8 protein-coding genes are annotated in these 22,053 nt (G+C 57.7%); 6 read left to right on the top strand and 2 right to left on the bottom strand.

Translation table 11 applies throughout. The features are described from left to right. Window positions 1-228 (bottom strand): hypothetical protein (locus B3520_RS15260; protein WP_286876392.1); only part of this gene is annotated, 228 nt, incomplete at its 3' end. Window positions 229-245: 17 nt separating this feature from the next. After that, window positions 246-2,219 (bottom strand): TonB-dependent receptor domain-containing protein, encoded by a 1,974-nt coding sequence (locus tag B3520_RS15255; RefSeq protein WP_286805045.1) that lies wholly within the window; start codon window positions 2,217-2,219, stop codon window positions 246-248. A 210-nt stretch (window positions 2,220-2,429) separates the two neighbouring features. Here B3520_RS15255 and B3520_RS15250 point away from each other — a divergent pair, with 210 nt between their 5' ends. The 6 genes from B3520_RS15250 to B3520_RS15225 all read left to right on the top strand — a co-directional run. Next, window positions 2,430-7,769, top strand: coding sequence for an MG2 domain-containing protein (locus B3520_RS15250; RefSeq protein WP_286805044.1), 5,340 nt, complete (start codon window positions 2,430-2,432; stop codon window positions 7,767-7,769). Between the two features lie 7 nt (window positions 7,770-7,776). After that, a complete protein-coding gene (gene pbpC / locus B3520_RS15245; RefSeq protein ID WP_286805043.1) occupies window positions 7,777-10,125 on the top strand; it encodes a penicillin-binding protein 1C in 2,349 nt (782 codons plus the stop codon). A gap of 80 nt (window positions 10,126-10,205) precedes the next feature. Continuing rightward, window positions 10,206-12,389, top strand: coding sequence for a hypothetical protein (locus B3520_RS15240; RefSeq protein WP_286805042.1), 2,184 nt, complete (start codon window positions 10,206-10,208; stop codon window positions 12,387-12,389). A gap of 61 nt (window positions 12,390-12,450) precedes the next feature. After that, window positions 12,451-13,377 carry a hypothetical protein gene (locus tag B3520_RS15235; protein ID WP_286805041.1) on the top strand — a complete coding sequence of 309 codons (927 nt, stop codon included), beginning with the start codon at window positions 12,451-12,453 and terminating at the stop codon, window positions 13,375-13,377. A gap of 147 nt (window positions 13,378-13,524) precedes the next feature. Further along, window positions 13,525-15,591, top strand: a complete 2,067-nt coding sequence (locus B3520_RS15230) for a hypothetical protein (protein ID WP_286805040.1) — start codon at window positions 13,525-13,527, stop codon at window positions 15,589-15,591. Window positions 15,592-15,664: 73 nt separating this feature from the next. After that, a partial coding sequence (locus B3520_RS15225; RefSeq protein ID WP_286876391.1) for a filamentous hemagglutinin N-terminal domain-containing protein occupies window positions 15,665-22,053 on the top strand: 6,389 nt, incomplete at its 3' end.

The raw sequence follows: 22,053 nt of genomic DNA, 5'->3' as shown, positions 1-22,053 counted from the left end.
CCAGGCGCGCCGGTGGCTGCGCACCCCGAACGCCCAGAGAAAGGCCCCGGTGTACACCAGAAAACTCAGGAGCAGGGCCGTCACCGTCGCCGGGCCCCGCTCCACCGGAAGGAGCAAACCCACCAGCACGGGCAGCGCCACGCTCAGACCGTAACCGCCGAGCAGGGCCGCCAGGCTGCGGGAGAGCACGTCCAGCAATAAGGGCGTGTGAGCGGTGGATCGGGCCATATCGCTTTACTCCCTGATCAGAACCGCAAAGCCAGACTCAGGCGAATGTCCCGACCCGGCGCCGGGTAACCGACGATGCCGTCGTAATCGGGAACGTGAGTGAAGTCCTCGATACTGCCGTGGTCCAGGTACTGTTTGTTGAAGGCGTTTTTCACCGTGAGTGTCATGCTCAGGTTTTCGGAGACACGCGGCTCCCAGTGCAGATAAAAATCGTGCACGCCGTAGCCGGGTTTATCGACCGTCGCATCCGCCGCGACGACATAAATGTCATCCATGCCCTCGACCAATGTGGCTATCCAGCCAGCGTCCAGTCCGTCGGTGATCTGGTAGGAGGTATCGATCGACAGGGTGTCACCGGTGGAGGTGCCCAGGTAGCCGTAGGAGTAGCGGGTGACCTGCTCGCCATCAATTTCGGCGGTGGTGTCCAGGAAGGTCCACTTGGAGAACAGCCGCTGGCCACTGTAGGTCAGGCCCAGGGTATAACCCTCGGATTCCAGATCGCCCAGGTTTTCATAGTGACGGGACCAGGGCACCGCGTTACCGATGGCATCTTCAATGGTGACATCGTGAACCCCGGCGGAGAACATAAAGCGTCCGAGTTCGTAGTCCGCACCGAACTCCAGGTTTTTGGCGCGCTCGGCTTTCAGGTCCGGGTCATTGGTGGTGCCAAACAGTTTGAAACCGTCATTGGTCTCCACGCCGCGCAGGGCTTCGGCGTAGCCGCCGCTGACGGTGAGTCGACGGGTCGCCTCAAAGGAGAAACCCAGGTTGGGGCTGAAACCTTCTTCGATAAATTCGTTGCCTTCCTTATCCACCGCTTCAAACTCATCATAGCGGGTACCGAAACTCAGCAGCAATCTGTCGGTGGCCTGGTAGCGATCCTGCACAAACAGGCCCAGTACCTCACTGGTTTCGGTAAAGGGGTTGGCATCGTCCGCCTCTCCAGCGGTCACCTCATCGTCCCGATAATCCACGCCGTACTCCACGCTGTGACCGGCCAGCTTGCTGGTGTTGCCCAGGGTAAAGCCCTGAGTGTCCACGGTGCTGGTGTAGTTGTCCCAGGGGCGGTAGATGTTGAACTCGGTGGCGTAGACATTGGCATCCACCAACAGCGCCTCATTGCCCGGTGCATCCCACTGGTATTTCAGGGTGCTGGTTTCGCGCTCAAACTCCAGTTCGCGCAGCGGGTTGTTGGGGCCTTGGCCCCACTCGGGGCGGGTCAGCTTTTCACCCTCCTCGGTCAGGCGTTCGTGACTCAGGCTCAGCCTGTGGCCCGCACCCAGATCGCCCACCAGTTTGACGAAGCCGAGGCCCTGATCGGAGTTGGTGCCGGGCAACTCATTGCCCTTGGCGTCTTCCATATTGTCCTGGTCGGCGTCCACATAACTGGCCATGGCGCTGAGGGTATCGTTAAAGCGGCCATAGACCGTGGCGCTGTTTTTGGTGCCTTCGGTATTGGAGAAGTAGCCGGTTTTCAGCAGGGCGCCGAAATTGTCGGAACCGAGCAGATCCTCGGGGTCCTTGGTCTCAAACCGGATGGCGCCCCCCAGGGCGCCGGGGCCATTGGTGGCATCGCCGGCGCCCACCTGTACCCGCACCTGCTTGAGCAGTTCGGGCTCGACGGAAATCCGGCCGGTGTGGTGATAGGTCACCCCGGACTGGGTGGCGCCGTCCACCATGATGTTCAGGGTGTCTTCGCCGAGGTTGCGCACATAAATCTTCTGGGCGGCGCCCACGGAGCCACCCACCAGCACAGAGGACACGCCGGAGAAAATATCGTCCAGGTCATTGGCCTGTTTGCGCTCGATATCGTCACTGTTCATCAGGCTGTCCAGCGGCTGGCCAACGACCACCAGTTCTTCGCTGATCAGGGTGCGGTTGTGCTGCTGTGGGTCGGCGTCGGGCGTGACGTTTTGTGCGACGGCACCCAGCGGCGCCAGGGCAATGGCCAGGGCGAGTGGACTCAGACGGGAGGCATTGGGTGCGATCATGAGGGAGCTTCCTTTTCAATAAATCTAAAAAAGAAGCATTATCATTAACGTGTGTGGCGCTGTAAACGATTGTTACAGTTGTTACGTTTTCTTGATCTGTTTGTTGTCCGGACGTAGAACTCTTGATGAAAACGGGCGTCTGGGATTATGACGCGACTGTCGGGTAAACTGACTGCAGCCTCTCCAACCTACAAATCATCAGGGACTCTTATGGACAAGCCTTTCTTGCCCGCTGGCGTGACACTCTTCAATTCGGTCACACGGATACGCTGGATCTTGATCAGTGCCGCGCTGTCGGTGCTGCTGGGCTGCAGCCCGGGCGAAGATCCGCCCGCGTCATCTTCCTCCTCCTCGTCTGAAAGCGCTTCCTCGGCGGCCCCGGATTCTGGCGAACAGGGTAGTTTTGAGCTGACGGTGGGCGGTTTGGCGCCATCGGAAAGGGCCGACGAGCTATCCCTGTCCGGTGAGCTCTATGTGCCGGACGGTGCGGATCGGAACGCTGTGGAATCGGTTCTGACGGCGGAGCTTGAAGGAGAATCGGTGCCGGTACAGTGGCAGGAGACCGCCAAGCCGGTGCGCTTCGGTTTCCATTTGGACGCCTTGCCTCAGACCGATCGGGAACAGACGCTGGTGCTCGCCTGGGACGGCTCGAGTATCGGGTCGTCACAGAAAGGCCAGCGAACCCTGACGATTCCCGCCCGTGACACCTTCGTGGTTACCGGCGCGCAAGTGGTGCACGGTGGGCAAACCTATGTGGAGGTGAGCTTTTCCCAGCCGCTGGATCGTGAGCAGAACCTGAGCGGGTTGGTGCAGCTTGGTGGCAAGGAGGTCCGCGCTCGAGTGGACGGCAGCCGCCTGCGGCTCTACCCGAGTAAGCAGACCGACGAAAGCGTTATGCTGACCGTCACTGACCTGGTGCGCAGTGCGCGAGGCCAGCGTTTGTCCGAAGGCTTCGAGCAGTCGTTGCGCCTGAACCTGGTCACCCCCGGCGTACGCTTCCTGGGCAGCAGCAGTATTCTGCCGCCCGCGCGCCAATTGTCTGTTCCGTTTGAAGCGGCGAATATCGACTCGGTGCAGGTCACCGCCTTCAAAGTGTTCGAAGGCAACATGGGGCAGTATCTGCAGAATCATGGACTCTCCGATGCAGGGCCGGACGGTGCCACCGGTCGCTACTTGTGGCGCAAAACCTATCGCCTGCCCGAGCCCGCCAGCGACGGTTGGCAACGCTACAACCTGGATCTGACTGAGCTGATGGCAGAGCATCCGGAGGGCATGATTCAACTGTCCTTGAGTGTGGACCGCAGCAACTCCCTCTACCCCTGTGATGTGCCTCGTCCCGAGCAGGCAGAAGATCCGGAACCGGAAAGTCACGAGGGCGACTGGTCCTACCAGAATGATTCCAAGCCAGCCTGGTATCGGCAGTACTACGAATCTCGCGGTTACTGGGTGTACAGCGAACGCAACAATCCCTGTCACAAAAGTTACTACCGCTATAGCGATCAGGTGCAGGCCCAACGTGCCTTTCAGGTATCCAGCATGGGCCTGATGGCCAAGCTGGGTGGTGATGATCAGTTGGAAGTGATTGCCACCGGCCTGCTCGATGCCGAGCCTTTGCCGGATGCGCAGGTTCGCGTTTACAACTTCCAGCAGCAACCCATTGGGGAAGGTCGCACCGATGAATATGGTATGGCCTCGATCCGCACTGACGGGCAGCCGTTCTATCTGGTGGCCGAGCGCGAGGGAAAAACCGGCTATCTGCGCTTGGCGCGCAACGAAGCACTGCCCACCAATCAGTTTGATGTGGATGGCGAGCCGGTGCGCGATGGCTTGAAAGGCTTTATTTATGGCGAGCGGGACGTCTGGCGGCCGGGGGATGACATCCATCTGACCTTTATTCTCGAAGATCGCGACGACCGCTGGCCCGAGGATCATCCGGTGACCCTGGATCTGTTTGATCCTCAAGGAAAGAAAGTCACCAGCGAAATCGCCCGCAACCCGGTGGACGGCTTCTACCGCTTTACGCTGAGTACCGAGGAGTCCGCGCCCACGGGTAATTGGCGGGCGGTGGTGCATCTGGGCAACCGCTATTTCGACAAAGTGCTCAAGATCGAAACCATCATGCCCAATCGGCTGAAAATGGATTTGAGCTTTGCCGAGACCCCGTTGCGTCTGGATGCCATGCCGGCCGAGGCCGAGCTGTCCGCCCAGTGGCTGCACGGTGCCAGCGCCGCCGGGCTGAAAGCGGATACCGAAGTCCGGTTGATTCCCAAAACCACCCGCTTCGACGGCTACAGCCAGTTCACCTTTGACGACCCGGCCCGGGAGTTTTCCGGGGCCACTCAGAGGGTGTTTGAAGGAGAGCTGGATGAAAGTGGTGAAGCGCGCTTCCCCGTGAACCTTCCGGTGGCCTCGCCACCGCCGGGTCAGTTATCCGCCGTATTCATCAACCGCGTGTTCGAACCGGGCGGGGCGTTCAGCACGGCGCTGCGCCGGTTCGATTATCTGCCATTCGAACAGTGGGTGGGCATTCACGTACCCGACGGCAGCGGTTACAACGGAGCCATCGCCCGCAATCAGGATCATGAAGTCAGTTTTCAGAGTCTCTCCAGCGAAGGCAAACCACTGGCTGACCGCGACCTGAAACTCACCCTCTATAAAGTGGATTGGCGCTGGTGGTGGGATCGCGGCAGTGACGACCTGGCCAGCTTTGTGGCCAGTGAGAATCGCGCGCCCTTAAGTGAAGACTCGCTCACCACCGACGCCAACGGCCTGGCCCGTTGGACCCTGAAGAAGGACCACTACGATTGGGGCCGCTACCTGCTGCGGGTGTGCGACGAAAACAGCGGTCACTGCGCCGGGGAGCCGTTGTATCTGGGTTGGAGCCGCAGCAACGCAGTGAACCCCGCCAGCGCCACCCAACTGATGCTCTCCACCGATCAGGATGAATACCAGGTGGGCGAGATTGCACGGGTCCGTTTGCCGGAGGTTGAGCGTGGCCGTGTGCTGCTCAGCCTGGAAAACGGTCGGCGGGTACTGGAACGGCGCTGGCTGGACCTGGAGCCGGGGCAGACCGATATCGAGATTCCGGTCACCGCCGAAATGGCGCCCAATGTCTATGTACACTTGAGCCTGTTGCTGCCCCACCAGGAGCGGGCCAGTGATGCCCCCATGCGTCTGTATGGTCTGGTGCCCCTGGCGGTGGAAGATCCCGACACCCGGTTGGAACCCGAGATTGAAGCCCCGGAACAGGTGCGCCCGGAGTCCACCTTTGCGGTTGAGGTCAGCGAGACCAACGACCGGGCCATGACCTACACCCTGGCCCTCGTGGATGAGGGCCTACTGGGCATCACCGGCTTCAAGGCGCCCGATCCTCACGATCATTTCTATCGTCGCGAAGCCCTGGGTGTCTATACCTGGGACCTGTTCGACCAGGTGGTGGGTGCCTACGGTGCTTCCCTGCAGAGAGTGCTGGCCATCGGTGGTAGCGATGCCGACGATGAGGTCGATGCCAACCCCCGGGAGCGCCGTTTTCCGCCAGTGGTGCAGTTCCTTGGCCCCTTTACTCTGGCCGCGGGCGAGACTCAAACCCACGAGATCACGCTGCCACCCTATCTGGGCGAAGTACGCGCCATGGTAGTGGCGGGCCAGCAGGGCGCCTATGGCAAGGCCGAACAGAGCGTCACCGTCACCCAGCCGCTCAGTCTGTTGGCGACACTGCCCCGGGTGGTCGGGCCGGGGGAGACCATCTCCCTGCCGGTGCAAGTGTTTACGAACGACGAAGCCATTGATCAGGTGACCATCGAGGCCAGCGCCAGTGACCTGTTCACTATCGCGCAGAGCACGGCGGAGCTCAGCCTGGACGGGCAACAGGACGCCATCACCGAGCTGACCCTCAAGGTCAACGATCAGGTCGGGCAAGGGCAGGTGACGGTGACCGCTCGCAGCGGTGAAGAGGCAGCCAGCCAGACCATTCATATTGAATCCCGTGCGGCCAACCCGCCGTCGGTACGTCGGGAGCAGGTTGTCCTGGCGCCGGGCGAGCAGTGGCGTTCCTCTCTGGAAGCCCACGGCATGGCGGGCACCAATGAGGCCAGCATCGAGATCAGCCGGTTGCCGCCGATCAATCTCGAGCAGCGCCTGGGTTACCTGCTCAACTACCCCCACGGCTGTCTGGAGCAGGTGACCTCGGCGGCTTTCCCACAGCTCTACCTGGATCGATTGGTATCCCTGTCCGATGACCAGGAACGCGAGCGGGAGAGCAACTTGCAGGCCGCCATCGAGCGGCTGGCCCGCTTCCAGCTGGCCAACGGTGCTTTCAGTTACTGGCCCGGTGCGACCTACGCCAATGACTGGGCTTCGCTCTACGCGGGGCACTTCCTGGTGGAAGCCCAGCGGCGCGGCTATGGCGTCGAGGCTGACGGCTTGCAGCGCTGGCTGGACCACGAGCGCCAGCAGGCCCGTCGCTTCAATCAGGGCGAAGACTACCGGACCCAGGTGCAGGCCTATCGCCTTTACGTGCTGGCCCTGGCGGGCTCGGCGGAAACCCCGGCCATGAACCGGTTGCGAGAGCGATTGACCCAACTGAACAGCGATCAGCAGGTGACCGCACGGCGTCTGCTGGCGAGTGCTTACTATCAGCTCGGGCTCAAGGATGCCGGGCGGGAACTGATGCCCGAGGTCGAGCGCGTGCCGGACTATGACGAGCCCGGCTATACCTATGGCTCCAGCCTGCGCGACCGGGCCATCGGCCTGAAGTTGCTGGTCCAGGCCGGTGAGCAGGAAGCGGCCTGGCAACAGGCGGAACAGATCGCCGAGCGGCTCTCTGAGTCCGATTGGTACAGCACTCAATCGGTGGCCTGGGCCCTCACCGCCCTGGCAAACTTCGCCGGCGACGTGGACGCCGAGGAACCCCTGCGCTTCGCGCTGGATACCGAGGGCGACTGGCAGTCTTTGGAAAGTCAGAGCCACTGGTATCGGCAGTCATTGATGAATACCCAGGCCGGGGTGCGCAACGACAGTGATCAGAACCTGCGGGTGCTGCTCAGCAATCGAGGCACCCCCGCCGCCACGGATGAGCAGCCGGAAGCGGAGGGACTGAATCTGGACGTGCGCTTCGCCATGCTGGAAGGCGAAACCCTGGAGGTCACTGAACTGCCTCAGGGCACCGACTTTATGGCGGAAGTGAGTGTCTCAGCCGACTTCGGTGAACTGGGCCGCGCGCGGTTGGAGGATATTGCCCTGAGCCTGGTAATGCCCAGCGGCTGGCAGATCCGCAATGAGCGGCTGGAAGGCGGCGATGCGCCCGAGGGGTTTGACTATCTGGATATTCGTGACGACCGGGTGTTGGGCTACTTCAGCCTCTGGCGGGACTACCGGTGGCGCTGGCGCTATCAGGACGATCGCCAGGAGCGGGTCACCCTGAAGATCCTGCTCAACGCCTCCTACGCGGGGGACTTCTACCTGCCGGGGTGGCGCACCGAAGCCATGTATAACGAACGGATTCGGGCGGGTACCGCCGGGCAGTGGGTCCGCGTGATCAAGTCGGACTGAGGCGGCGGTGAGTAAGACCTTCGGCAAGTGGATACGTCGGCCCTGGCTGCTGGGGGTGGCCGGGGGGATGCTGGTTGCCTCGCTGCTCCTGCAGTACTGGCCGCTGCCGTCGAGCTTACAAAATCGCGACTACGCCCGTCTGATACTCGCCGACAATGGCGAACTGCTCGGAGCCCGGATTGCCGGCGACCAGCAATGGCGCTTTGCCCCGGTTACCCACCTGCCGGACAAATACGAGCAGGCACTGTTGCTGTTCGAAGACCGGCGTTTTCGCCTCCACCCGGGCATCGACCCCCTGGCCATCGCCCGGGCCGGTTGGGGCAATATCAAAGCCGGTCGGGTCACCAGCGGCGGCAGTACCCTCACCATGCAACTGGCGCGAATGCTGCGCGACGACCCGCCCCGCACTCTGCCCAATAAAGCGCTGGAGGCTCTGAGCGCTCTGCACCTGGAGTGGCATTTCAGCAAGGATGAGCTGCTGAATTTCTATGCCAGTCACGCCCCTTTTGGTGGCAACATCGTCGGCCTGCGGGCCGCCGCCTGGCGTTACTTCGGACGTGAACCGGAGCAGCTGTCCTGGGCGGAAGCGGCCACCCTGGCCGTGCTGCCCAACAGCCCGGCTTTGATCCACCCCGGACGCGATCGCGAGCGTCTGCGTCAAAAGCGGGATCATTTGCTGCACCGTCTGACCGAGGCTGGCGCCCTGAGTAAACTGGATCTGACGTTGGCGCTACGCGAGCCGCTCCCCGAACGACCCCGACCTTTGCCTCATCTGGCGCCTCACTTGCTGACTACCTTGGCCTCCGAGGCCCCTTCTCAGGCAGTGTTCCACACGACCCTGAATGCCGACCTGCAGCGACGTACCCAGCAGATTGCCGAGCAGCAGGGGCGTCGCCTGGCTCGGGACGGCGTCCACAACCTGTCGATTCTGGTGCTGGATCATGAACGGATGCGCACCCTGGCCTATGTGGGCAACCAGGCCGCCGGAGACAGCCACGCACCGGCGGTGGATATTATCCAGCGACCGCGCTCCACCGGCAGCATTCTCAAACCTTTGCTCTACGGCCTGATGCTGGAAGAGGGCGAGCTGTTGCCCACCACTCTGGTGCCGGACATTCCCGCCTATTTCGGCGGCTACCGCCCGGAAAATTACGATCGCCAATACCGCGGCGCGGTGCCGGCCCATCGGGCGCTGGCCCGCTCGCTCAATGTGCCGGCGGTGCATATGCTTAAAGACTACGGCATCGAACGTCTGCATCATCGTCTTCAGGAGTTGGGGGTGAGCACTCTGCATCGCCCGGCGGAAGACTATGGATTGAGTCTGATTCTGGGTGGTGCCGAAGGCACTCTGTGGGAGCTGACCAACCTCTATGCCCGAATGACTTCCATGGCCCGTGCGGGCACCTGGCCCGCCGAAGCACAGCGGATCCATGGCGAACACGGAGAGGCAAAGGGCGATCCCGGCCTGGGGCAGGGTGCCGCCTGGCTGACTTTGCAGGCACTGCTCAATGTTGTCCGGCCCGGCACCGATGCGCTCTGGCGGGACTTCAGCGGCAGTCAGGCCATCGCCTGGAAAACCGGCACCAGTTATGGCCTGCGCGATGCTTGGGCCATCGGCAGCAACGGCCGCTACACCGTGGGCGTCTGGGCCGGCAATGCCGGCGGTGAACCAGCGCCAGCGCTGAGCGGCCAGAAAAGTGCCGCGCCGGTACTGTTCGAAGTGTTTGCCCAACTGGGCAATCATCGCTGGTTTGACCGGCCGACCCGGGCTCTGAAAACCGTGTCCGTGTGCATCACCGATGGCTATCTCGCCGGTGGCCAGTGCGAGTCGCGCGAAATTGATATTCCCCGGCACAGCCACTTTCAGCAGGTCACCCCGCACTACCAGCGGGTCCAACTCGATGCCACCGGTCAGTATCGGGTGCACGCCGGTTGTGAGCGGGTCAGCGCCATGGTCTCGGCCGACTGGTTCACCCTGCCACCGCTCCAGGCGCACTTCTGGCGCCTGCATCACAATGATTACCGGTCGGTTCCCCCCTGGCGGTCGGACTGTCTGGCCGCCGTTCACCACTACGCCGATGACCAACCTATGGACCTGCTCTATCCCCGTGAGGGCAGCCAGGTGTATATCCCACTCGAACTGAGCGGGCGGCGCGGGCGCACTGTTCTCCAGGCCGTCCATCGCCATCCCGAGGGAGAACTGTTCTGGCATCTGGATGATCGTTATCTGGGGAAAACCCGACTGTTTCACGAGCAGGCGGTCTCACTTGACCCGGGTTGGCACAAATTACGTCTGGTGGATGGGGATGGCTACCAACTGGAGCGTTGGTTTCGGGTTCTGGGCGGCGAGGGCTAGAACTGAGTCACACATTCGCGATAGACGTTGTGGCATAATTCGCGCTGCAAATGACAGGGATTACAAGGAGTGGCTGAGTCATGCTACCTGCAAGTGTGCCTTACCTGAACGACCTGCTTGGTCGATATTACCGCTTTTATCACCCCAGCCAGGGGCCTCGCCCGACCTCGCGACCGATGTGGTTTGGCGACAACTTCTATGCGCATCAATTTCTGATCGGCCTGGATTGCGCCTCAGATTTCTGGCTGCAATTGTTGGTCAGCCTCGGTGACCCCACTCCGCCCGCCGACCCCTGCGATGCCCGCCGGCGCGTGGCGGACTGGATTGCCGAGGGACGGGTTCAGATCTACCCCAGCGCCAACCCGGCCATGCTCAACAGCCTGAGTGGCCTGACCCGCTTCCGCAATAACCAGGACAGCGCCTGGGCACTGATGCCGGCCGCAAACGCTACCAAGAGCGACCATCCCGCCCGGTCTTTTGTCAGCCTGAGCGACGCTAAAGCCTTTGTGCAGAGCCTCAATCCCAGCGCCCAACAACTCAAAGCCACCGGAAAATTGCTCCCGGCTGGCCAATGGCAAGCACAGGCCCCGCTTCAGTCCATTGCCCAGGCGCTGCACGAAGGTGAGCTGGTGGTAGTGGAGGAGCCAATACAGACCGGCGCCGGTAAACCCGGAGGCGACACCAATCTGGTAGAAGAGCTGCTGGAAGCCACGGCCGGAAACGCTCTCGCCACCCTGGGCCCCCACGCCGACGACCGTGGCGATGGCGCACAAAACGATGACCCCGTCGAAGAAATCCCCGTTTGCGAGCTGCAAAAGTTCATGCTGCGCTGCGCCCACTACGGCTCGCGCGGTTACATGCTCGACGTGCTCAACGGCGAGCCCAATATGAACGGCACGCAAAAAGTGCTGCAGGTCATTACCCAGGATGACCGCCCCGACAAAATCACCGTCGATTTCGCCGGCGCCTGCGGTCACGGCAAAAATGCATGCCCCTCAATCAATCTGAGCGGCCCGGACGGCGACAGTGTCATCAAACAAAGTGGCAAAGAAATCGCGGTGCTGCCGCCAAGCAACGACCAGCCGGTGGAAACCTTCAGCGACTTCCTGCGCCGTTATCTGTTACCGGGTGATATCGACTTCAACACCTACCGTTTCCACTCCTCCGGCTGCTCAGAAATCGAGCAGGTAGAGGGAATTGTACATGCGTTTCCAACAGTGAAGTGGGAGGGCGGCGTTAAGGCTGGATACTCTCAGAGTAGTACGTCTAAAAGCCTTGATAGTAATGAAGGCTCAACCGGAGACTGGGCACTCTCCGGGAAAGTGTCCGGTCAGGTGAATACTCACCATTGGGAGCTCGGATCGGACAAAAAGTTGACGGTGGACGACTGCTTCCCTGAGATCCGGTCAATGATGGACACCGTGACCGAAAGCATCGAAAAGTACACCCGCAGAGGGAAAAACCGGAATGAGTCCAATCGAAACAAGGTTGAACTGACTTGGCCGACCGTAGAGCTCAAAGGGGGTGTTGAGCTTAAAGAGGTTGAACAGCGAAACGATATCGCGGTATCGGGAAGTATATCGTTGTCCATGGCGCCTCTGCTTAAAGCTGATGTGTGTGTCGATATTCTCGATACCATAATCAGCCTGCAGGGGCCCCACTCCACGATTCTTAAGGAGATTCGAGAGCGCGCGCAACAAGGGATAGGAACAGAGCAGCTCAGCGCAGGCGCTGTAGTCGCACTGGACTTGCTTATTTCCGGTGAGCTTTCAGGCAGCTTATCCTGGGAAAAGAACGCAGGAAAACGCTGGTTGGCCAAAGACGGAGTAACGACGACCAATAAAAGTGCTCTGAGTCTGTTGGTTGGCGTAGAAGCCAGAATCGAGGCGAAAGCAAAAATATTCTATGTCGAGGTCAGGGCGGGCATGGTAATGTCCCTCAAGAGCGCGGGATCTGAATCTAAAGGTATTGGCGCTGTGTTCGAGCTTACGTCAACCGTAAAAGAAGGTGAGCCCGCGATTGGTGGAAGTGTGCTGTTTACGGGTGCGGCGCTCTACTACACCTACTATGCGGAGGTAGCCAAAGGAACGGTGGATTCGAAAAACGCTGAGAATGAGGATGACCAGAGAAGGAGAGGTCGTTACAAGAAAGCACAGAACGAAAATTTGAAAGAGAAAGAAATGAAAAGGCTCAGGGAAATATTGCCAGAGGCCAGATTTCCTAGAGAAAAAAAGGAGTATTCCCTTAATGAAGCTCCATTCTAAGCTGGTTCTGGTGTTATGTATTTTTTTATCTTCATCCTGTTCTGACGGTAAAGGTGATGGAATGAGTGTGCTTGAAAAAAAACCGCTATTTTACTTGTTAGTAGAGAGTAATAATGTCGAATCTTTCGTGAATATAAATGGTGTGAAGGTCCATCAGGTGAATAGCTTGATGGGCCAGTCGAAAGTTGAGCTTCCCGTTAACAATTATATTCACCCTGAAAAAAACACTTTTTCCCTTGGGCTTTTTGCGCCTGAAACGGGATCTGAGTATCCAGAGTCTGCGAGGCTCTCAGTGAGCTTGGTTGTTAAGCCGGATGAAGATTTGAGCGTCAGTCACAAGATAACAGATATTGTGTTTGATGGGAGCGAAACTGATCTCGTGGCCCTAAACGGCGGTCCTGGGAGTCGTCAGGTCGACCCAGAGAATGAGTTCATCGAAAATTCCCACGGAAATATTGTTATACATCCTTTGGATATAGAGCAGCCAGAAGAGGAAATGGCCGGCCCTACACTTACAAGGACGGTAGACATCCCTAACAGCTTGCCTTTGTGGAAGTTCTTTTTAAGTGATGATCTTCCTGATTACTTTGCAGTTTCAGACGAGACGTATTACCGGGACAGGGATGAGCTTTACGAAGAATATAAGAGGATTGAGGATGCCCTCATTGAGGGGGATATCGACGTTATAATGACAATGTTCGAGGAGAGGAACTCCGAAACTGACAGGGCTTTTTACTTACAGGATGGAACGACGGCGGAAGAGCTGAGAGCGAGCCTTAAAAAGTCGCTAAGTAACCCCGATTTGAAAATTGTTAGATCAGACAATGAGAAATTTGGATTGATCCACGAACCAAATGGAAAGCTGGTTGCGTTAGTTCGGTCAGATGATGGTCCAGCAATTGCCTTCAACTTCGTTGATGATCCCGGATCTGTGAGGTATGGTCTTGTGTTTCGACGCGAAAATGGTAATTGGATTATAGCCCGATAGAACCAATCACTTTCGGTATTTTCCGTATTCTTTCTGTTAATCTTGAGGTGTTTTGCGCCAACTTTAACTGCATCACACAAAAATGGATAAAGGACTGGCATAATGCCGCCCTTTGAAGTCTGACACGGAACACAAGGAGTGCACGTCATGCCCCTCGCTTTACTGCGCCAGCTTACCCTGGCTTCTCTGATGACTCTTGGTTTGACCGCCTGTGGCGGCAGTAGTGGGGGCGGCCCGGAGCCCGGTTCGTCCAGCAGCCAATCGTCTAATTCACCCTCGTCTTCCAGCGTGCCGCAGACAAGCTCAAGCTCGTCTGAGTCCTCTGTCAGTTCCAGTTCCAGCTCAACTTCCAGTTCAGTATCAAGCTCCAGTAGCTCGAGCCAACCCGCTGACCTTGAGCCCGCCCCTTTCTCGTTCGAGCCTCAATTTGATGTAGAGCCTGGTGCCACACTGACCAGCAATACCGTCACCGTCAGCGGTATTGATGCCGTTACCACGATTTCGGTTACCGGCGGTCAATACAGTATCGAGGGTGGCGCTTATACCGACGCCGACGGCGAGGTGGACCTGGATGACGAAGTCAGGGTTCAAGTGACGGCCTCCGGGAATTTCAGCACCGAAGCGTCTGCCATGCTGACGATTGGTGGGATTAGCGGCACCTTTACCGTTACCACCGAAGCCGAAGATACGACACCGAATGCCTTTGGCTTTGCCCCCCAGGAAGGTCTGGATCCCGAAACAGAGGTAACCAGTGAAGAGGTCGAGATCAGCGGGATTAACACCCCCGTGGCCGTCAATATCACCGGTGGTGAGTACCGGGTCAACGGTGGAGAGTTCACCACCGAAGCGGGAGAGCTTCAGCCGGGAGATGCTATCTCACTGCGTGCAGTAACGCTTAGCGGTCCTGACCAAACTCGGGAGGTGGCGATCACCATCGGAACCGAAACCGTCGAGTGGGCGTTGACCACCGCCCCGGATGAAGAGCCTCCGGTCGGTGAAATTGCGTTCCCGCCCCCCATGAGCGCCAGCGGCGCCGAAACCCTGACCATCCGAGGGCGAGCCTCCGATGAGCTCAGCGATGTTGCCGAAGTCACCCTGACCGTTCACCACGGGGACAGCACCGTTCCCTACACCCTGGAAACCGACGAGGAATCCGGCTTTGCTGAATGGCAGCAGAGCATCACCCTGGCTCCCGGCGAAAACCGGGTATCACTACAAGTCAAAGACGAAGCGGGCAATGAGCTGGAAGAGCCGGTGGAAGTGACGGTGGTTGGGCAGGAATATACGGCGCCGTTTCCGGATGATGAGCAGGGACAGTTTGACATTGGAGACATGGTTTATGACGAGGCTCGTAACCGTCTTCTTTTGTTGGGTAGTGATCAAGATGAAGGGGTAGCTGAGTACCGTGTTGCATTGGCAGTGGACTTGAGCACTGGAGCTCGCTCTGTTTTTGTCTCAAATGACGGCGAAAACGAGGCTCTAAACTTATGGGCCCTTGGTATTGGCGCCCTTGATACTGAGAATAGTCGGTTATTAGTCGCTCGTGACATTGTTGGTGATACTATTTACGAGGTTGATCTTGAAACAGGGTTGGCCGAAGAGATCCTACGGACAGATTCTGAAAGCAGTACGTCAGATTTCGATCAAGTTCGCGATATTGTTTTGTCTCCATTAGATACCAAGAATATTTATATACTTTCAGGGGGCGATTACAAGCGACTTTTGAGGGTCGATCTCGTCTCTGGAGAAAGTACAGTCATCTCAGATTATGAGGCTGGTGTCGGCGATGGGCCGGATTTCGGATCAGCTCGAGGACTCGTAATTACAGAAGATGAGAGCCAGGCTTACATTTATGGTGGACTTGATCTGTATAAGGTGGACCTGACGAATGGTAATCGAGAGGGGGTTCCTCTGGACTACCCGTCAGACCATGTTATCAAGGCTGTAAATGATTTTGTGCTTATGGACGAAGAGGAGAAACTATACATTTTCGAGACATCTCGCGGGATTATGAAAAGAGGCACTTCGGCCGATGAGTGGGTTGTCGTTCATCCCTACGATGAAAGCGATGAATTTGATGCTCGACTATCTGATGGTGCTCACTACATGGAAGAAGATAACTATCTCTTTGTCGCTCAGGATTATCATAAAGTGGTATTTGCGTACGATCTAAACACAAACGAGTTTGTCGTTATAACCCGCTATTCCGAATAATTTCCGTAAGCTATTAAAATGAAAAAGGTCCGAGCCGATCTCTCGGGCCTTACGTCTGATAAGGATTGTTACCATGACGCTTCCCTCGTCCCGCGCCAACACCCTGCTGTCCTTCTCCAAGCGCAAGCTCTATATGGCCATGCTGGCCTGTTCTCCTTTGGTACTGTCTCAGCCGGCCGCGGCTGGCCCGGAAGGGGGGCGCATTACCGGAGGCTCAGGCCAGATATCGGCGGCACAGAAGCAGATGCTGATTGAGCAGTACTCGGACCGCATTGCGATCGACTGGGACAGCTTTGATCTGGATGCCGACGAGGTGGTGAGCTTTCTGCAGCCAGGAGCGGATTCGGTGGCGCTTAACCGCATACTGAGTGAATCGGCCTCGGACATACGTGGGCGTATTAATGCCAACGGCCATGTGGTGCTGGTCAACCCCCGAGGAATAGTGTTCGGTGAGTCGGCTCAGGTCAATGTGGGTGGCCTGCTGGCCAGCGGTCTCGATATCGGCGTCGATGATTTTATGAACGGTGACTTTGCCTTTTCCGAGCTGGACGGGGCCGAAGGCGCGGTCATCAACCAGGGAACGCTGCAGGCATCACTAGGTGGTTCGATAGGGCTGCTGGGTAAAACCGTCACTAACGAAGGGCTGATTCGCGCTGAGCTGGGGTCGGTAACACTGGCCGCCGGCAAAGAGGCGGTGCTGACCTTCGACAGTGACGGCCTGATGGGTATACGGGTAACCGAGTCCATTCTTCAGGATGAGTTGGGTGTAGATCCCGCAGTAGTGAATGAGGGTTCCATTGAAGCCAAGGGTGGCCGAGTACTGCTGACTGCCTCTGCCAGCCGGGACGTATTCTCCCAGGCCGTCAATACCGGCTCGCTGTCGGACGCACGCAGTGTGGTTATGCACGATGATGGCAGCTTTACGCTGGGCGAAGGGGCGAACCTGGTCAATACGGGTGAGATTCGGGTTGGGCACTCCCAGCACGCCGGTAGTGCGGTCCTGTTGGGCGAGAATGTCACCCAGAGTGGCCTGGTCGAAGCCAATGCCGAGAATGGCGATGGCGGCCGTATTGAGCTCAACGCCCGGAGCACGACCTTACTGAAACGCGGTAGCGAAACCCAGGCAAAGTCCTCCACTGGGGGGCATGGCGGTGAGGTCATGGCGCTGGGCCGATATGTAGGCGCTGAGACCACTGCGTCGGTGGACGCTTCAGGAGCGGAAGGCGGTGGGCATATTTACCTCGGGGGCGACTATCGGGGCGAAAACCCCTGGCTGCCCAATGCAGAAAAAACGATTGTGCAAGCGGAAGCCGAGCTAAAGGCGAGCGCCACTGCTAGTGGCGACGGCGGCCTCATTATCGTATGGGCTGATGAGAGTACGCGGTTTGGTGGTTATATTGAAGCTGCCGGCGCATCGGATGGCCTGGGTGGCTTTGCAGAGGTGTCAGGTAAGAAGCAGCTGGCGTTCTCCGGAACGGCTGACTTATCGGGAGCGCGCGGGGCAGGGACGCTACTTTTAGATCCGGAAGTGATAGAGATAGTTGATAGCGGAAACGACTCTTTAGTGGAGGGTGGTGCGGGAAGTTATGGAATCAGTTTTGAGGATGGTGGGGAAGAGTTTCAGATTGACCCGAGGGTTGTAGAGGCGCTCTTGGAAAGCGGTTCGAACGTCACTCTTGAAGCGACTGAAAGTATCTTAGTTTCTAGCGCTCTAAACGCTGACGGGACGTCATCTGGTACATGGCTCAAGTTTCACTCTGGTGGAAATATCGGGTTAGCTAAGACCATATTTTTGGGGCAAGGTAGCTTTGAGGCAATCGCTGGGCATCCCACCTGCGGTGACGCGATATGTCAGGGCGAAGTGGGCAATAGAACTATTACTCTGTCCGCTGGAACATCGATAGACTCCTCGGAAGAGGTCCTTCTAAGCGCGACGGACACCATTAACTTAATGAGCGGTGGCGAAATTTCAGGTTCCTCCATCACTCTAAGATCCCGAAATAACATTAATGTCGGCGCGAACCTTATATCGGAAGCTGGAAATATCCAGGTTCACGCAGGCGACAGCTCCCTCGATGTTCAAGGTCTGAGCGGAGATCCTGTCGGTGACCTTACAATTACCGGAAACCTGAACTCCGGTGGATCCGATGTCCTGCTCAATGCCACAGGCAATATCGAGCTCAGAGCAGATGCGGTTACAGAAGGTGGAAGGTTCCAGGTGGGCGATGCTGTTGAGGAGGGTAGCCCCGACGCAAGGCCCCTGTCCTTTTCCAACTTCTTTTACGACGAGAATGGTGAGAACGGCCAGACAGAGGGTGTGATTAACACCGGGACTGAGGCCCTTTCTCCGATCGATGGGGATGACACGATTGGTCGGAAGTCGGGAGATATCTATATTTATGCAAGGGACGGTGTTGCACTTGGTGAGGTAAATCGCCGATACAATGTGGGTGTTTCTGACTCAGCTGGAGGCCCCAGCTACATCGGGACCATTCACGTGGATAACGGTGGAGACTTTACTCTGGGTGCTCAGCTTAATTTTAATCACACAGGAGAAAGCACCTGGGAAGGGGGAAACGGGGAAAGCTTAGGTCAAACTGAATTTTATGTAAATTCAGAGGGGAGTATCTACGTTGATGCCAACGAACTTGCTAGCCCTTTGTCGGACGGAAGTTCTTTGCAGAATGACACCGCCATGGGCGATTCTTGGGGTGATGCGCGCGATTCGCTAAATATCGATTGGACCGCCGGCGACACCATTTACCTGAATAAGTCGGTCTTTACCTCTGGTGGAAATGTTGACCTGAAAGCTAACAGTATCCAATTTTCGGATACTGTTCAGATCAATACTGATCGAGCTAATAGCCTCGAAGAGGATAGAACTGGAGTTCAGAACGGGAATGCGCGTCGGTCAAACGGAGGTAATGTAGACCTGACGGTTTCTCAGGCACTGTCACTGGGAACCATTGTGACTGACGGGGACTGCGCCGTTGGAACCTGTGTGGGAAATCTTACGATAAAGATGGATTTCGAAGAAACACAAGCCGGTAGTTTTTCTATAGAGCAGAATGCCGGTTCCCGCCTGGAAGTCGCCGGCGACTTTCTGTTTGGGTTCACTAATGAAAGTGCCGTAGTCAATCTTGACTTTTCAGAGTCGGGTAATCAACTCCATGGATTGGGGGCTGATCATTCCGTACAGGTCGTCACGCCTGGTGATGTTGATCTATTTCATGATGCGGATTTTCGGCTGAATGATGCCGATATTGGCGGAACCCTGTCCGTGGTAAGTCGTGGGTCAATTAATGTGGGTAGCGTTAGCGATCTGACGCTGGGCACTATCAGCACCCAGCAAGAGGGACAGAACGGCTCAAATATTACCATTGATTCCGCCGGATCCCTACTATTGGAGAGTGGGTCGGAGATTAATGCTTCTGCCGGATCCCGGACGAGTGGAGGTCCCGGGTATAATGGTGGTTTTATTCAGCTTAGCGCTGCAGGTGATGTCACGCTTGATGGCAGACTGATGACCCAAGGCGGATCCGGTTATGATGATAGCCGGTTCGGTGACGGGGAGAACGGTGGGGTCGGTGGTGAAGTTGAAATTACGTCGACTGGCGGCAACATAGCGCTCGCAGAGGTCGATGCGAGTGGCGGAGACGGGCACTCATACTCAGCAAGCTTCACTACTAGGTCAAACCCGGCCAACGGTGGTGATGCTGGTGACATTACGGTTACGCCAGCTAGCGAGATTATACTGACGGGTGATCTATTAGCGTCCGGTGGTGCTCTATCAGCCCATGACGAGAACGAAGTAAATGTTTCCCATGGTGCCGGAGGAAACATAGACCTGAATGGTAATGTTTCGATCGCCGCTCCGAGTCTTGTGATCCGCACAGACGCCGGTCCAATCGACGCTGACGGTCTGGCTGAAGATTCAGATATTCAAGCCGGTGACTTTACCATCACCGGGACGCTGGATGCTGAGAATCCGGGCTCACTCTTGACCTTGCATACCGGCACGACCACCTTCGACGGTGCCATTGGCGCGTCGGGTACGGCTAGTCTTACTGAATTGACCATCAACAGCTACGGTGATGTTCAGTTCGGTGGAGGCTCGGCCCCGGTCGCGGACCAGATTCAGGTCAACGCGGTCGGTTTTAATGAACAGTCGCTGGTACTCACCAACACGGACAATCGGTGGGTTCTGCGCGATGGCTCTGAAAGTGATAGTTCTATCACGTTCAACGAAGACCAAGACCCTCATTTTGCTTTCAACGGTTTTGCTTCGCTGACCGGTGGCAGTGGGGTGGATCACTTCACGGTATCGCACAGCGATGCGGTTTACACCATTAGCGGCGGTGGTGGTGACAATAATACTCTTTCGGCCTACACCGAAGACGCCCATAGTTGGAGTCTGTCGAGCGACGATGCCGGCAATCGCCTGACGTCGGCTTCAGAAGCATCCACGGATATCACTTTCTCTGGTATTCAGACTCTGGAAGGTTCTGGTGCTGACACATTGGCCGGCCGGGATCAGGACAATGCCTGGTCGGTGGTCAGTGCCGGCGGCGGTCGTGTTCAGCGGCACCTTGAATCGGGTGCCGCTCAGGATGTGGTGAACTTTTCCGGTATGGCGACCTTGGTGGGTCGAGGCCAGAAGGACATTTTCACCGTTGAGGTGGGCGGCTCCATCGCCGACATTCAGGGTGGTGAAGGTGACAATGAGCTCAGGGCGGTCAGCAATGTTGGCGACACAGTAAGTTGGACGCTGAATGGTGAGAACAGCGGTGGGCCGGTCATCCGGGAGTTTGGTGAGAGCGAGCCCAGAGATGCGTCGACGCTGGTAACGACCTTCTCTGATATTCAAAACCTGACCGGTAGCGACGGCAGCGATCAGTTTCTGGTTCAGGGAGACGCATCCTTGTCCGGTGTGCTGGACGGTGGAGCGGGTGCCAACAACCTCGACTTCTCGGCGTGGGAAGGTGTGGAAGGTGAAGCGCTGAACATCGGTTTCGGAACCACCGATTTTACCTGGAACCTCAAGGGTATTAACGAAGTCACCGGCAATGGCGGGGACTCGACGCTGGGCCTGGCTTATGGAAGCAACGTCTGGACGATCGATCAGGCGAACGGTGGCACTATCTCTCATGCTGCAGGCGAGGGCGAAAGCGGGTTGTTTGCTGGTGATCTCACGTTCACCAACTTTGGCAACCTGCAAGGTGGTTACGGGGATGACGAGTTTACGCTGACCAGTACAGGGTCGATCTCGGGCACCATAGATGGCGGGTCGGAGAGCGGAAATACATTGACCGTCGCTGGCGCGGGTAACGTCTGGCGTTGGGATCACGACGGCGAAACCCAGGCGGCCGTCTCCCAGGATGAGAACGTCCGGGTCGGTGCGTTCAGCGATTTTCAGACGCTCACAGGGTCAGGTTCGGATCAGTTTTACGGGCATGATCAAACCACCTATTGGACTTTGTCCACGGACAACCGTTGGTCGCTTTCCAGCTCAGAGGCCGAGGCTGATGGTTATCTGACTCTGAGCGGTATGAACAACGTCACTGGCGGTACCGGTGATGACCACTTTACCTTGCAGAATGGCGCGACCTACACCGGTGAAATTGACGGTGGTGCCCAGGCCGATGGCTCGACCAGTACCAACACGCTCGCCATCAACGGCAACCCCAGCCTTTGGCATTTGGATGGCCGCACTGAAGACGCAGTAGTCGAGCGTGGTAACGACGAACACGCGCGACTCGATGCCTTCCGCCGTATTCAGACCCTGGAGGGCTCGGGTGACGACCAGGTTCAGGGGCGCAATGCGGCCACCGACTGGGTGTATGACTCCGAGGCTCGGTGGACGCTCTTTGAGCCGGGCACAGACACCAACCCGCTGATTGCTTTTACTGGCATGAGTCAAGTCATCGGCGGCAGTGGCGACGATCGATTTACGTTGCAGACCGGTACCGCCTACGCCGGTGATATCGATGGCGGTGCACAGACGGACGGTTCGGCCAGCACCAACACCCTGACCATCGACGGCGACCCCAGCCTTTGGTATCTGGATGGCCGCACTGACGATGCCGTGGTTGAACTCGGGAACGAAGAAAGTCGACGCCTCAACGCCTTCAGCGGTATCCAGATGTTGCAAGGTTCGGGGGATGACCAAGTTCAGGGCCGCAACGACGCTACTGATTGGAGCTACGGTGCCGATGATCACTGGACGCTCTTTGAACCGGACACCAACACCAACCCACTGATTGCCTTTAGCGGTATGAGCAAGGTTGTCGGTGGCCGTGGTGATGATAAATTTACCTTGCAGAGCGGTGCGGTCTACGCCGGCCAGATCGATGGTGGCGAGCCGGCGGAAAGCACCAATACTCTGACAATCAAGGGTGACCCCAGCCTCTGGTATCTGGATGGCCGCACTGACGATGCGGTGGTTGAACTCGGGAACGAAGA

This window comes from Marinimicrobium sp. UBA4509 (genome assembly GCF_002388575.1).
In the GTDB taxonomy this organism is placed as follows: Bacteria; Pseudomonadota; Gammaproteobacteria; order Pseudomonadales; family Cellvibrionaceae; genus Marinimicrobium; species Marinimicrobium koreense.
This window is presented reverse-complemented; position numbering and strand designations above follow the sequence as displayed.